Below are 13,907 nucleotides of genomic sequence, written 5' to 3'. Positions count from 1 at the left end.
GAACCCCGACTGACAACGGACCCCTCAGCTGGCACGAATGCTCAGCTGGAAGCCCGCGCTCAGCGCTTCGCGAGCTCCTCAGCGCTCAGCGCTTCTCCAGCTCCTCAGCCACGAGGAACGCCAGTTCGAGCGACTGCATGTGGTTCAGTCGCGGATCGCACAGCGACTCGTACCGCGTCGCGAGACCGGCGTCGTCGATCTTCTCCGAGCCGCCGAGGCACTCGGTGACGTCGTCACCGGTCAGTTCGACGTGGATGCCGCCGGGGAAGGTGCCGACAGCGCGGTGCGCCTCGAAGAATCCGCGAACCTCGTCGACGACGTCATCGAACCGGCGCGTCTTGTAGCCGGTCTGCGACGTGATCCCGTTGCCGTGCATCGGATCGGTGACCCAGAGCGGCATCGCACCGGATGCCTTGACGGCCTCCAGCAGCGGCGGGAGCGCGTCACGGATCTTGCCCGCGCCCATGCGGGTGATGAAGGTGAGGCGACCGGGTTCGCGCTCGGGATCGAGCTTGTCGATGAGCGCGAGAGCCGTCTCGGGAGTCGTCGTGGGCCCGAGCTTGACCCCGATGGGGTTGCGGATGCGCGAGAAGTAGTCGACGTGCGCGCCGTCGAGGTCGCGCGTGCGCTCCCCGATCCAGAGGAAGTGAGCTGACGTGTTGTACGGCGTGCCCGTGCGCGAGTCGATGCGGGTCATCGGGCGCTCGTAGTCCATGAGCAGGCCCTCGTGGCCGGTGTAGAACTCGACACGACGCAGTTCATCGAAGTCGGCTCCGGCCGCTTCCATGAACTTGATGGCACGGTCGATCTCGGTCGCAAGGCGCTCGTAACGCTGGTTGGCGGGGTTCTGCGCGAAGCCCTTGTTCCAGCTGTGCACTTCGCGAAGGTCCGCGAAACCGCCCTGCGTGAAGGCGCGGATCAGATTGAGCGTCGACGCGGCGGTGTGGTACGCCTTCAGCACCCGAGCCGGGTCTGCGCGCCGCGAGGCCTCGGTGAAGTCGTAGCCGTTGACGATGTCGCCGCGGTAGGCCGGCAGCGTCACGTCGCCGCGAGTCTCGGTGTCAGAGGACCGGGGCTTGGCGAACTGCCCGGCCATGCGCCCCATCTTGACGACCGGCATCGATGCGCCGTACGTCAGGACGACCGCCATTTGGAGCACGGTCTTGATGCGGTTGCGGATCTGCTCAGCAGTCGCGCCCGCGAAGGTCTCGGCGCAGTCACCGCCCTGCAGCAGAAAAGCCTGACCCGCAGCGGCGCGGCCGAGCTTCTCGCGAAGGATGTCGACCTCACCGGCGAACACGAGCGGGGGAAGCGTCGCGAGCTCAGCGGACACCTCAGCTGCAGCCTCCGGCGCATACCACGACGGCTGCTGCTTGATGGGGAGAGTGCGCCAGTGGTCGAGCGGGTCGGTCTTCAGGAGCATCCGCTCAGTCTATCGGGGCGGGAACCGGCTCGGAGCGCGGCGCTACCGCGCGGTTCTTGACCGTCGAGGCGTACACGTCGTCGTAGGTCTGCTCCCCAGCCGCTGCAGAGCGACCATGATCTCGTCGGTGATGGAGCGGAGGATGTACCGGTCCCCCTCCATGCCGTGGAAGCGCGAGAAGTCGAGCGGCTCACCGATGATCACACCGACGCGCACGACGTTGGGGACCCGCTGCCCGATGGGCATCATGGTGTCGGTGTCGACCATGACGCACGGCACGACGGGGACGCGGGCTTCCAGGGCCATCCGGGCGATGCCGGTGCGCCCGCGGTAGAGCTGCCCGTCGGGACTGCGTGTGCCCTCCGGGTAGATGCCCAAGAGGTCGCCGCGACCCAGGACCTGGAGCCCGGTGTTGAGGGATGCCTCGGAGGCCTTGCCGCCGGAACGGTCGATGGGAAGCTGCCCGGTGGCCTTGAAGAACACGCGCGTCGCCCACCCCCGAATCCCCTTGCCGGTGAAGTAGTCGCTCTTGGCGAGAAACGTCACGGGGCGGTCGATCATGAGGGGAAGGAAGATCGAGTCCGCGAACGAGAGGTGGTTGCTCGCGAGGATCGCAGCGCCGGTCTTGGGGATGTTGCGCCGTCCCACGATCCAGGGGCGGAAGATCGCCTTCACGATGGGGCCGATGACCACGTACTTCATGAGCCAGTAGAACACCGCTCGCACGCTCCTTTCCCCGTCGCAGATGCCTCTGAAGTCTAGTCACGCCGTACTCTCGTGCTGAGAACACCGATTCCCGAGCCGCGCCAGCACATTTCCGGACTGGAACGTGGTGTCATCCCGGCTGAGATTGAGTCTCATCAGGTAGCATTGGCGGTCAACCGATCCGCTTTTCACCGGTACCGAAGGAGTTGCCGTGGTTCAGTTCGATACCCCCGCGGTCGTGGCCCCCGACCCGCAAGCCAACATCACCGATCTGCTCGTGGAACGGGTGAAGAAGACGCCGCAACTCGCGTTGTTCGCCGTCCCCGACGGCGACGGATGGCGCGACATCACCGCATCCGAGTTCTTGAATCAGGTCGTCGCGCTGGCGAAGGGACTGGTCGCCGGTGGCATCGAGCCCGGCGACAAGGTCGGCTTCATCGCCCGCACGACCTACGAATGGACCCTCGTCGACTTCGCGATCTTCTTCGCGGGAGCCGTCATGGTTCCGATCTACGAGACGAGCTCCTCCACCCAGATCGCCTGGAACCTGTCGGATTCGGGCGCGGTCGCCTGCATCTGCGAGTCGGCCGATCACGAAGCCCGTCTTCAGGAGGCCCTCGCCGAGCTCCCGAACGTGCGCTCGACGTGGGCGATGCACAACGGCGATCTCGACGCGCTCATCGAGAAGGGCACCGCGATCACGGATGACGAGATCGAACGGCGCCGCTCGATCGCCGTGGGCGCCGACATCGCGACCTTGATCTACACGTCCGGGTCGACCGGGCGGCCCAAGGGATGCGTCCTGACCCACAGCAACTTCGTCGAGCTCTCGCGCAACTCCGCCGAGGCCCTCAAGGAGGTCGTCGCCAAGCCCGGGGTCTCCACGTTGCTGTTCATCACGACCGCTCACGTGTTCGCGCGTCTCATCTCGATCCTGAACGTCCACGCGGGCGTCAAGACCGGCCACCAGCCCGACACCAAGCAGCTCCTGCCCGCGCTCGGCTCGTTCAAGCCGAGCTACCTGCTGGCGGTGCCGCGCGTGTTCGAGAAGGTCTACAACTCCGCTGAGCAGAAGGCGGAAGCCGGCGGCAAGGGCAAGATCTTCCGCACGGCGGCCCACACGGCGATCGAGCACTCCAAGTACGTCCAGGAAGGACGTCGGGTGCCGTTCATGATGGGCCTGAAGTTCCGCCTGTTCGACAAGCTCGTCTACTCCAAGCTTCGGGAGGCAATGGGCGGTCGCATCGAGTACGCCGTGTCGGGGTCTGCTCCCCTGGGTGAGCGTCTCGGCCACTTCTTCCACAGTATCGGCGTCGACATCCTCGAGGGCTACGGCCTGACCGAGACGACGGCTCCCGCGACGGTCAACCTGCCCGGAAAGTCTCGGATCGGGACTGTCGGACCGGTGCTTCCGGGCGTCGGTGTGCGGATCGCGGAGGACGGCGAGATCGAAGTCCGCGGCATCGACGTGTTCCAGGAGTACTGGCGCAATCCCGAGGCGACCGCCGCGGCCTTCGACGGCGAGTGGTTCAAGACCGGCGACATCGGCGCCTTCGACAAGGACGGGTTCCTGCGGATCACCGGCCGCAAGAAGGAGATCATCGTCACGGCCGGCGGCAAGAACGTCGCCCCTGCCGCGCTCGAAGACCCCATCCGGGCAAACCCCATCGTTGGGCAGGTGGTCGTGGTCGGCGACCAGAAGCCGTTCATCTCGGCGCTGGTGACTCTCGATCCCGAGATGCTGCCGACGTGGCTTGCCAACAATGGGCTCCCGGCCGACATGTCCCTCGACGACGCGGCCTCGAACGAGGCTGTTCGCGCCGAGGTGCAGAAGGCCATCGATGTCGCCAACGCGTTCGTCTCGCGCGCCGAGTCGATCCGCAAGTTCGTCATCCTGCCCACGGAGTGGACCGAGGCCAGCGGTCACCTGACGCCGAAGATGAGCATCAAGCGCAACGTGATCATGGCCGACTTCAGCGACGAGGTCGACGAGCTCTACTCGGTGCCGGTCTCGACCTCGAACGTGTCGCTGTCCTGACCGTCAGCGCCTGACAGGCTCAGAACCAGTCGGACTCGCGGACCTCGCGCATCGCTTGCTTGCGACGCGCGGGGTCCAGCCTGTCCAGGTAGAGCTTCCCGTCGAGGTGATCCGTCTCGTGCTGGAGCGCCTGGGCCATGAGCCCGTCGCCTTCGAGCACCACGGGGTTACCGTCGAGATCGATGCCGTGAACGACCGCGTGCGGATACCGCAGGGTGTCGTGCCACAGACCCGGCACCGAGAGGCACCCCTCGCCCACGAGGTCGGGCTCCCCCGAGACCGAGACGAGCACGGGGTTCAGGATGTAGCCGATCTCGCCGTCCACGTTGTAGCTGAAGGCACGCACGCCCACGCCGATCTGGGGAGCAGCGACTCCCGCGCGCCCCGGCAGTTCGACGGTGTCGAGCAGATCGGCGACCAGCGCCTTCGTCCCCTCATCGATCGACTCGATCGGGGCGCAGGGCGAGCGCAGGACGGGGTCACCGAACACACGAATGGGACGAACTGCCATCTGAGCCTCAGACCGTCGCCGGGACGCGCAGGGACTCGACGACCGCCGCCGCGAGCTGACGTGCTGCTTCGCGCGTGGCGGGGTGGATCTCGTGGAAACCGATGGCGGCACCCGACGCGATGTGGGAGTCGTACGGCATCCGGATGACAGAGCGGACACGCGTGCGGAAGTGCGCCTCGACCTCGTCTGCCCGAACCAGCGGCGAGCCGGGTCGGGTGGTGTTGAGCACCACGACGGCGCCGCGTACCTGGGCGCCGTAGCCGTTGGTCTCAAGCCACGTGAGGGTCTCGGATGCCAGGCGCGCCTCGTCGATGCTGAGGCCCGCCACGACGACGAGAGAATCAGCGCGTTCGAGCGTTGCCGCCATGACGGAGTGCACGATGCCCGTGCCGGTGTCGGTAAGCACCACGGAGTAGTAGTGCGCTGCGACCTCCGCAGCGGCGCGGTAGTCATCGTCGCCGAACGCCTCGGAAACGCGCGGGTCGGCATCCGAGGCGAGGACGTCAAGACGCGTCTCGTCACGCGCGACGATCGTCGACAGGTCGTTGTACCCGACGACGTCGTCCTTGATGCGCACGAGGTCACGGATTGTCTTGCCGCTGGTGCGCGAAATGCGCTCCGCGAGCGTGCCGCGGTCGGGGTTGGCATCGACGGCGACCACGCGATCATCGCGCGCATCGGCCAGCGCCATCCCCAGAAGGGTCGTCACCGTGGTCTTGCCGACCCCGCCCTTGCGGCTGAGCACCGGGACGAACCGGGCTCCACCGGGAAGGGGCGCCGCGATGCGTCTGCTCAGTTCCTTGCTTGCGCGTGCCCGCTTGCTGTCACCGAGGTTGATGAGCGTGCCCGACGCCCGGTACAGCGCGGTCTGCCAGAACCCCTCGGGTTCGACCTTCGTGACGTGATGCGGGTCGAGCAGCCGGTCAGCGGTCAGCACATCGGCGCCTTCGCGGCTGACCTCCAGCTCACCCAGACGCTTCGAGGCGAGCGTGACATCGAAGGCCACCGGCGAGGGCTCCACGGCGCGAACCGGCTGGGCCACAGGAACGGCGACACGCTCGACGGGGGCAGCGGTCTCGGCCCCGTCGGTCGCCACGTTCTGCTCGGCGGGGGCAGCAGCCTCGGGCGTGTCGGTTGCCACGTCCTCGGCAGCGGCATCCTCGATCTCGACGTCGTGCACGTCGGCGTCGTGGTGAGCGTGCGCCACAGAAACGGGGAGGTCATCGATGATCTCGGCTTCTGCTGTATCGGTGTGCTCGGGTTCGCTGAGGCCCGCCACGACGCGTTCCTGACCGGACGCTTCCTCGAAATCCTCGTCGATGGCGTCGTCATCATCGGCGGGCACCGGAAAGGCAACACTGACCTGCGCGGTCGACCCGCCGAGGAAGATCCCGGAGGTGTCCACCCGCTCCTCATCGAGGACGCCGTGTTCTTCGGTCTCCGCTCGTTCCGAGTCCGATCGATCTGCCACGTGCTCTCCCTGCCGTCGATTGGCGCGATGCGCCGCCCCTCAGGCTATCCGGCGGGTCGTACGACGAGCAAAAGATCACCGGCGTCCACGTGCTGCGGTGACCCGATCACGAGTCGTTCGATGACTCCGTCAACCGGCGAGGTGATGGCCGCTTCCATCTTCATCGCTTCGATCGAGGCGACCGGCTGACCGGCAGAAACCCGGTCCCCCTCGGCGGCTTTCAGCGTCACGACTCCCGCGAAGGGCGCGGCCACCTGGCCCGGCTTCGAGGTGTCGGCCTTCTCAGCCTGTCGTACCTCGACCGAGATGCTGCGGTCTCGCACGAACACGGGACGAAGCTGACCGTTGAGCGTGGTCATGACGGTCCGCATGCCCTTCTCGTCGGCTTCACCGATCGCTTCCAGACCGACGAACAGCTGCACACCGCGCTCGATCTCCACGACGTGCTCTGCGCCGTGTTCGAGCCCGTAGAGGTAATCGACGGTGTCGAGGACGCTCACGTCACCGAACGTGTCACGAACGCTCTCGAACTCCTTGGTCGGCGCCGGAAAAAGCAGCCGGTTGAGAGTCGCACGCCGCTCGTCCGAGGAACCGGCGAGCTTGTCGGCATCCTCGGCGTTCAGCGGGGCCGACGCGACGCGACGCTCACGCCCCTGCAGGACCTTCGAGCGGAACGGCTCGGGCCATCCGCCCGGCAGGTCGCCCAGTTCGCCGGCCATGAAACCGACGACGGAGTCCGGGATGTCATAGCGCTCGGGGTTGGCCGCGAAGTCAGCGGGGTCGGCCTTGACGGCAGCGAGGTGCAGCGCGAGGTCACCGACGACCTTCGACGACGGCGTCACCTTCGGCACGCGACCAAGGATGTCGTTGGCAGCCGCATACAGGTCTTCGATGAGCTCGAAGTCCTCGGCAAGGCCCAGGGCGATCGCCTGCTGACGCAGGTTCGAGAGCTGTCCGCCGGGGATCTCGTGCCGGTAGACACGCCCGGTCGGGCCCGGAAGACCGGACTCGAAGGGGCGATAGAGGTGCCTGACCGCCTCCCAGTACGGTTCGAGATCGGATGCCGCCGTGAGGTCGATCCCGGTGTCTCGGTCGGTGTTGGCCAGGGCTGCCACGAGCGCCGACAGCGAGGGCTGGCTCGTGGTTCCGGCCATCGGAGCGGCTGCCGCATCGACGGCATCCGCACCCGCGGCGGAGGCCGCCAGGAGCGTCGCGAGCTGCCCGCCGGCGGTGTCGTGGGTGTGGACGTGCACGGGCAGATCGAACCGCTCGCGCAGCGCGCTGACGAGCGCGGATGCCGCCGCCGGCCGCAACAGTCCCGCCATGTCCTTGATCGCGAGGATGTGCGCACCGGACTCGACGATCTGATCGGCCAGCCGCAGGTAGTAGTCGAGGGTGTAGAGGTCCTCAGCGGGGCTGAGCAGGTCGCCGGTGTAACACATCGCGACCTCGGCGACAGCCGTTCCGGTTGCCAGCACGCTATCGATCGCGGGACGCATCTGAGACACGTCGTTGAGGGCGTCGAAGATGCGGAAGATGTCGACGCCGCTGGCGGCGGCCTCGGCGACGAACGCATCCGTCACCTCGGTCGGGTACGGCGTGTAGCCCACCGTGTTCCGCCCGCGAAGGAGCATCTGGATCGCAACGTTCGGCAGGGCCTCGCGGAGCCGGTCGAGACGCTCCCAGGGGTCCTCGCCGAGGAAACGCAGTGCGACATCGTAGGTGGCGCCGCCCCACGCTTCGACCGAGAGCAGCTCGGGTGTGAGCCGAGCGACGTAAGGGGCCACGGCGACGAGGTCTTTCGTGCGCACCCGCGTGGCAAGAAGCGACTGATGCGCATCACGGAAGGTGGTCTCGGTGACCGCGAGCGGGGTCTGTTCGCGCAGGGCGCGCGCGAAGCCCTCCGGGCCCACTTCGAGCAAGCGCTGGCGCGAACCGGCGGGCGGCTCCTGCGTCAGATCGATCGTGGGGAGCTTCAGCGCGGGAGTGACCGTCAGCGGGTTCTCGCCGTTGGGGCGGTTGACGGTGACGTCGACCAGCCAGTTCAGCATCTTGGATCCGCGGTCCTTGGACTCGCGTCCGCGCAGCAGCTCGGGGCGCTCGTCGATGAACGAGGTCGAGAGGTCTCCGACGAGGAAGGCAGGGTCTTCGAGCACCGCCTGCAGGAACGGGATGTTGGTCGAGACCCCGCGGATGCGGAACTCGGCCAGCGCGCGCCGGGCCCGCAGCACGGCGGCGCCGAAGTCGCGCCCGCGGCAGGTGAGCTTGGCGAGCATCGAGTCGAAGTGCGGGCTGATCTGCGAGCCGGCCGCAGTCGTGCCGCCATCCAGGCGGATGCCGGCACCACCCGGCGATCGGTAAGTCGTGATCTTGCCGGTGTCGGGGCGGAAACCCTGCGTGGGGTCTTCGGTCGTGATCCGGCACTGCAGGGCGGCGCCCCGAAGACGGATCCGCTCCTGCTGAAGCCCCAGCTCCTCCAGGCTCGTGCCCGAGGCGATCAGCATCTGGGACTGGACGAGGTCGACATCCGTGACCTCTTCGGTCACGGTGTGCTCGACCTGGATGCGGGGGTTCATCTCGATGAAGACGACCTCACCCGTGCGCGGGCCCGCGGTCTCGAGCAGGAACTCGACAGTGCCCGCGTTCTCGTACCCGATCGATTCGGCGAAGGCGACGGCGTAGCGGTGAAGGTCGTCGCGAACGGTCGGGTCGAGGTTCGGCGCGGGGGCGATCTCGATCACCTTCTGGTGACGGCGCTGCACCGAGCAGTCCCGTTCGAATAGGTGCACCGTGTGCCCGGTCTTGTCGGCCAGGATCTGCACCTCGACGTGGCGGGGACGCTGCACGGCCTGCTCGAGGAAGACGCGCGCGTCTCCGAAAGCGCTGCCGGCCTCGCGCATCGCCTCGGCCAGAGCGGGCGGCAACTCGTCGGGGGTCTCGACCCGGCGCATCCCGCGCCCGCCACCACCGGCGACGGCCTTGACGAAGATCGGGAAGCCGATGTCGGCGGACTGGGCCACGAGCGCGTCAACGTCGTCCGAGGCATCCGTCGACCTCAGCACGGGGACCCCGGCGCTCACGGCGTGCTGCTTCGCGGTGACTTTGTTGCCGGCCATCTCGAGGACGGCGGCGGGAGGCCCGATGAAGGTAATGCCGGCTGCCGCAGCCTTCTCGGCGAGGTCCGGGTTCTCGGAGAGGAAGCCGTACCCGGGGTAGATCGCGTCGGCACCGCTTTCGCGTGCGACGCGGATGATCTCGTCGACATCCAGGTACGCCCGTACCGGATGTCCCCGCTCCCCGATCTGGTAGGCCTCGTCGGCCTTCAACCGGTGCAGCGAGTAGCGATCCTCATACGGATAGACAGCGACGGTGCGAGCTCCCAGTTCGACCGCCGCACGAAAGGCTCGAATCGCGATCTCGCCACGGTTTGCTACCAGGATCTTGCGAAACATCACACCTCGCTGTTGGTGACGGGGCCTGCCTGAGTGTGCACCCAGCCTAGGGGACGGTAACGTAGAGCCTCGTGCACGTACTGTCGGTGAGCTCGCTCAAGGGTGGTGTCGGCAAGACCACTGTCACGCTGGGGCTTGCCTCCGCCGCCTTCGCCCGAGGTGTCCGCACCCTCGTGGTGGACCTCGACCCCCAGTCGGATGTCTCCACCGGCATGGATATCCAGGTCGCGGGAAAGCTCAACGTCGCCGACGTCCTGGCCAATCCGAAAGAGAAGGTCGTCCGTCAGGCGATCACCGCCAGCGGGTGGGCGAAGGTCCACCCCGGCACGATCGATGTCATGATCGGGTCGCCTTCGGCGATCAACTTCGACGGCCCGCATCCGAGCGTCCGCGACGTCTGGAAGCTCGAGGAAGCTCTCGCGACCATCGAGGCCGACTACGATCTCGTCCTCATCGACTGCGCTCCCTCGCTGAACGCCCTCACGCGCACGGCGTGGGCAGCAAGCGATCGCGTCATCGTCATCACCGAGCCGGGTCTGTTCTCGGTGGCGGCCGCCGACCGGGCACTGCGTGCGATCGAAGAGATCCGCCGCGGCCTCTCCCCCGACTACAGCCGCTGGGCATCGTCGTGAACCGCGTCCGCCCGCAGTCGATCGAGCACCAGTTCCGCATCAAAGAACTGCGCGAGATGTTCGGCCCGCTCGTCCTGTCGCCGCAGCTGCCCGAGCGCACATCGCTGCAGCAGGCTCAGGGCGCGGCAAAGCCCCTGCACATCTGGCCGGGAGACTCGGCACAGGAGCTGGCTGCCGACTTCGACGCGATCCTCGATCGCGTCATGCGCACCGGGCGGATTCCCTCCCCGACGCCGCAGCTTCCTGACCCCGAACGCTCGATACGTCAGGGCCGACGGCGATACGTCGCGAAGACTTGGCTCAGGCGGAGCGGGCGGCGCGACGCGCGGAAAGCTCGTCGAGGGTCTCCGGGACCTGCGTGTCGAACTCGACCAGCGTCGACTCGACCTCGCGCCACACCTTGCCGACGGCGATGCCGAACACTCCCTGACCGCGGCTGACGAGGTCGATGACTTCGTCGTTCGAGGTGCACAGGTACACCGATGCGCCATCGCTCATGAGCGTCGTACCCGCCAGGTCACGGATGCCGGCAGCGCGCAGCTGTTCGACCGCAGTGCGGATCTGCTGCAACGAGATACCGGTGTCGAGGAGGCGCTTGACCAACTTGAGGACGAGGATGTCGCGGAAACCGTAGAGCCGCTGCGAGCCGGAACCGGATGCGCCGCGCACGGTCGGCTCGACGAGCTCGGTGCGGGCCCAGTAGTCCAGCTGCCGGTACGTGATGCCGGCTGCCCGCGCTGCGACAGCTCCGCGGTAACCGACCTCGTCGTCGAGGGCGGGAAGGCCGTCGGTGAACAAGAGGTCTGCCGTCAGGCTTGGCGTCGACTCCGCCTCGCGTGCCGTCATGGCCACCTCCCAGTTCGATCGGACATGTCAACGCTAGATCAGCCGAGAGGCTCGGGCAACGACATCCGGCCGTTGCGTCTCGGCGTGTCGCCCTAGGAGAGGAATCGCTCGAGGGCAGAGCGCAGGAAGATCGAGCGTACCTCCTCGAGACGGCGCGCCAGTTCGGGCGCGAGTTCCTCGGCTCTTCCCCGCGAGGTGGCGTCGGTGCGACGCGCGAGCGGGGCGACTGCAGATTCGACGAGTGCCGCGTCGCGCTCGGCGCTCTGGCGAAGCGTCCGGATGTGGCGCGGCTCGATCCCGTGGCGATCGAGGGCGACCAGGCACCGCAGCAACGCCACAGTCTGCTCGGTGTAGCTCTCCGCTGCAGCGATCACTCCCGTGCTGATGGCGTCGTTGAGCAGCTGCGGTGCGGCCCCGGCGGCGGCGAGCAATTCGTCGCGCCGGTAGCGGCGGGGTGCCGCGACGATCGAGGTCGGCGGCGCAGGGATCGGAGTGACAGGATCGCGTCCGGCATCCACATCGTCGAGATACCCACGGATGACGTGAAGCGGCAGATAGTGATCGCGCTGCAGCGTGAGCGCAAGCCGCAATCTCTCGACATCGGCGGGAGCGAACTTGCGGTAGCCCGACTCGGTCCTCGTGGGGGTGACGATGCCCTGCACTTCGAGGAAGCGCAACTTGCTCGAACTCAGCCCGGGGAATTCGGGAGAGAGCCGCGCGAGGACTTGGCCGATGCTCAGAAGCCCCGCAGACGAGGCGCGATCACGGGCGGGAACACCCGCCATCACTGGTCCGCCGCGGGCTCGAGGTCGGCCGGCGAGACGAAGAAGTTCAATCGGAACTTGCCCACACGCGCTTCCGAGCCGTTCGTGAGGACTGCTCGGTCCACGCGCTCTCCGTTGACGTACGTGCCATTGAGTGAGCGCTGGTCGACCAGCTCGAATGTCGTACCGGAGCGGGTGATCTCTGCGTGACGACGCGAGACCGTCACGTCATCGAAGAAGATGTCGGCCTCAGGGTGGCGGCCGACGGTCGTCACGTCGGCATCCAGCAGGTAGCGGGCGCCGGCGGTGGGCCCCGACCGGACGATCATGAGCGCCGATCCCGACGGCAACGCGTCGATGGCCTCGAGCTCGATCTCGGTCAGCTCACTGCCGAACGGCACGAACGACAGGTCGGAATCGTGTCCGAACGAGACTGTCGTGTCAGCCCCCCGACCACCGGGAACGGCGGTTCCGGGGTCGCCGGAGGCACGACGGATGTCGTCGGGTTCAGCGGGCGCATTGTGTTCCACGGGGTGCCTCCTCAGGCTCCCCAGGATAGTCGGATTTGCTCACCGGATGTCGAGTGCTCGGCGTGCCAGATGATCCTCGTTCGGTGGCGCCGGCGGCTCCGCTGCGAGCGATAGGCTGGCAGCATGCCTCACTACGACGTCGTCATCCTTGGTGCCGGCCCCGGCGGGTATGTCGCGGCCGTCCGCAGCGCTCAGCTGGGACTTTCCACAGCGGTCATCGAAGAGAAGTACTGGGGCGGCGTGTGCCTGAACGTGGGGTGCATCCCCTCGAAGGCGCTGCTGCGCAACGCCGACCTGGCGCACACGTTCCACGCGAAGGCCGATCTGTTCGGCATTTCGGGTGACGTGCACTTCGACTTCGGCGTCGCCTGGGACCGCAGCCGCGAGGTGGCGACCGGCCACGTCAAGGGCATCCACTACCTGATGAAGAAGAACAAGATCACGGAGTACGACGGCCGTGGCTCGTTCGTCGACGACCACACGATCGAGGTGAAGACCTCCGAGGGTGGCACCGAGACCGTCACGTTCGACAACGCGATCATCGCGACCGGCTCCACGGTGCGCCTGCTGCCGGGCGTGAGCCTCAGCGAGAACGTCGTGACCTACGAGGAGCAGATCCTCACCCGCGAACTGCCGAAGTCCATCGTGATCGTCGGCGCCGGCGCCATCGGCATGGAGTTCGCGTACGTCCTCAAGAACTACGGCGTCGAGGTGACGATCATCGAGTTCCTCGACCGTGCGCTGCCCAACGAGGATGCCGAGGTCTCGAAGGAGATCGCGCGGCAGTACAAGAAGCTCGGGGTCGACATCCTGACCTCCACGAAGGTCGAGAGCGTCACCGACCACGGCGACAAGGTGACGGTGACCTACACCGGCAACAACGACGGCGCGCAGGGCTCGATCGACGCCGACAAGGTGCTCATGTCGATCGGGTTCGCCCCGCGCGTGGAGGGCTTCGGACTCGAGAAGACCGGGGTGAAGCTCACCGACCGCGGTGCCATCGACATCGACGACTACATGCGCACGAACGTGCCGCACATCTACGCGATCGGTGATGTCACGGCAAAGCTGCAGCTGGCCCACGTCGCCGAGGCACAGGGCGTTGTCGCTGCCGAGACGATCGGCAAGGCCGAGACCATGGCCCTCGGCGACTACCGCATGATGCCGCGTGCGACGTTCTGCTCGCCGCAGGTGGCCAGCTTCGGCCTCACCGAGGCACAGGCACGGGATGCCGGCTACGACGTGAAGGTCGCGAAGTTCCCCTTCAGCGCGAACGGCAAGGCGAACGGTCTGGGCGAGGCTGTCGGCTTCGTGAAGGTCATCGCCGACGGCGAGCACCTCGAACTCCTCGGCGCCCACATGATCGGACCGGATGTCTCGGAGCTTCTTCCCGAGCTGACCCTGGCCCAGAAGTGGGACCTCACCGCCCTCGAGGCCGCACGGAACGTCCACACGCATCCGACGCTGTCCGAAGCCGTGCAGGAGGCATTCCACGGCCTTGCCGGCCACATGATCAACATCTGACCCGCAGGTCA

General features: G+C 67.1%; 9 protein-coding genes and 2 pseudogenes. 3 read left to right on the top strand and 8 right to left on the bottom strand.

Going from position 1 to position 13,907, the window contains the following annotated elements; all coding sequences use genetic code 11:
* Positions 1-85 precede the first annotated feature (85 nt).
* Entirely contained in the window at positions 86-1,423 is a 1,338-nt protein-coding gene (locus IT882_RS06110; protein ID WP_195693592.1) for a class II 3-deoxy-7-phosphoheptulonate synthase, read from the bottom strand.
* A 4-nt stretch (positions 1,424-1,427) separates the two neighbouring features.
* Positions 1,428-2,140, bottom strand: a pseudogene (locus tag IT882_RS06105) (lysophospholipid acyltransferase family protein).
* A 199-nt stretch (positions 2,141-2,339) separates the two neighbouring features.
* Here IT882_RS06105 and IT882_RS06100 point away from each other — a divergent pair.
* On the top strand, positions 2,340-4,166 hold the full coding sequence (locus IT882_RS06100) for an AMP-dependent synthetase/ligase (RefSeq protein WP_195693591.1): 1,827 nt from the start codon (positions 2,340-2,342) through the stop codon (positions 4,164-4,166).
* Between the two features lie 19 nt (positions 4,167-4,185).
* On the opposite strand, the gene IT882_RS06095 is transcribed toward IT882_RS06100, so the two are convergent.
* From IT882_RS06095 to IT882_RS06085, 3 genes are read right to left on the bottom strand one after another with little or no spacing between them, the layout of a single operon-like run.
* Entirely contained in the window at positions 4,186-4,677 is a 492-nt protein-coding gene (locus IT882_RS06095; protein ID WP_195693590.1) for a peptide deformylase, read from the bottom strand.
* A 7-nt stretch (positions 4,678-4,684) separates the two neighbouring features.
* Positions 4,685-6,148: a MinD/ParA family ATP-binding protein gene (locus IT882_RS06090; RefSeq protein ID WP_195693589.1), complete on the bottom strand. Its 1,464-nt coding sequence runs from the start codon at positions 6,146-6,148 to the stop codon at positions 4,685-4,687.
* Between the two features lie 44 nt (positions 6,149-6,192).
* Positions 6,193-9,600 carry a pyruvate carboxylase gene (locus IT882_RS06085; protein WP_195693588.1) on the bottom strand — a complete coding sequence of 1,136 codons (3,408 nt, stop codon included), beginning with the start codon at positions 9,598-9,600 and terminating at the stop codon, positions 6,193-6,195.
* Positions 9,601-9,671: 71 nt separating this feature from the next.
* On the opposite strand from IT882_RS06085, the pseudogene IT882_RS06080 reads away from it, so the two are divergent.
* Positions 9,672-10,453 (top strand): annotated as a pseudogene (locus IT882_RS06080) (ParA family protein); the annotation flags it as partial.
* Positions 10,454-10,532: 79 nt separating this feature from the next.
* On the opposite strand, the gene IT882_RS06075 reads toward IT882_RS06080, so the two are convergent.
* The 3 genes from IT882_RS06075 to IT882_RS16395 form a co-directional block, all read right to left on the bottom strand.
* Positions 10,533-11,078: a MerR family transcriptional regulator gene (locus IT882_RS06075; protein WP_195693587.1), complete on the bottom strand. Its 546-nt coding sequence runs from the start codon at positions 11,076-11,078 to the stop codon at positions 10,533-10,535.
* A gap of 92 nt (positions 11,079-11,170) precedes the next feature.
* Positions 11,171-11,863, bottom strand: a complete 693-nt coding sequence (locus IT882_RS06070; protein WP_195693586.1) for a MerR family transcriptional regulator — start codon at positions 11,861-11,863, stop codon at positions 11,171-11,173.
* A complete protein-coding gene (locus IT882_RS16395) occupies positions 11,863-12,372 on the bottom strand; it encodes an FHA domain-containing protein (protein ID WP_418887773.1) in 510 nt (169 codons plus the stop codon). The genes IT882_RS06070 and IT882_RS16395 overlap by 1 nt, the downstream gene beginning before the upstream one ends.
* A 123-nt stretch (positions 12,373-12,495) precedes the next feature.
* On the opposite strand from IT882_RS16395, the gene lpdA reads away from it, so the two are divergent.
* A complete protein-coding gene (gene lpdA / locus IT882_RS06060; protein ID WP_195693585.1) occupies positions 12,496-13,896 on the top strand; it encodes a dihydrolipoyl dehydrogenase in 1,401 nt (466 codons plus the stop codon).
* Positions 13,897-13,907 lie beyond the last annotated feature (11 nt).

The sequence above is a fragment of the Microbacterium schleiferi genome, assembly GCF_015565955.1.
Classification (GTDB): Bacteria; Actinomycetota; Actinomycetes; order Actinomycetales; family Microbacteriaceae; genus Microbacterium; species Microbacterium schleiferi_A.
Note: the sequence above shows the minus strand (reverse complement) of the source record. Positions and strands in the feature narration are given on the sequence as shown.

Excerpts from the sequence above, each read along its gene's own strand:
- IT882_RS06110 (WP_195693592.1), bottom strand. The coding sequence starts at position 1,423 with ATGCTCCTGAAGACCGACCCGCTCGACCACTGGCGCACTCTCCCCATC.
- IT882_RS06070 (WP_195693586.1), bottom strand. The coding sequence starts at position 11,863 with ATGGCGGGTGTTCCCGCCCGTGATCGCGCCTCGTCTGCGGGGCTTCTG.
- IT882_RS06085 (WP_195693588.1), bottom strand. The coding sequence starts at position 9,600 with ATGTTTCGCAAGATCCTGGTAGCAAACCGTGGCGAGATCGCGATTCGA.
- IT882_RS06075 (WP_195693587.1), bottom strand. The coding sequence starts at position 11,078 with ATGACGGCACGCGAGGCGGAGTCGACGCCAAGCCTGACGGCAGACCTC.
- lpdA (WP_195693585.1), top strand. The coding sequence starts at position 12,496 with ATGCCTCACTACGACGTCGTCATCCTTGGTGCCGGCCCCGGCGGGTAT.
- IT882_RS06095 (WP_195693590.1), bottom strand. The coding sequence starts at position 4,677 with ATGGCAGTTCGTCCCATTCGTGTGTTCGGTGACCCCGTCCTGCGCTCG.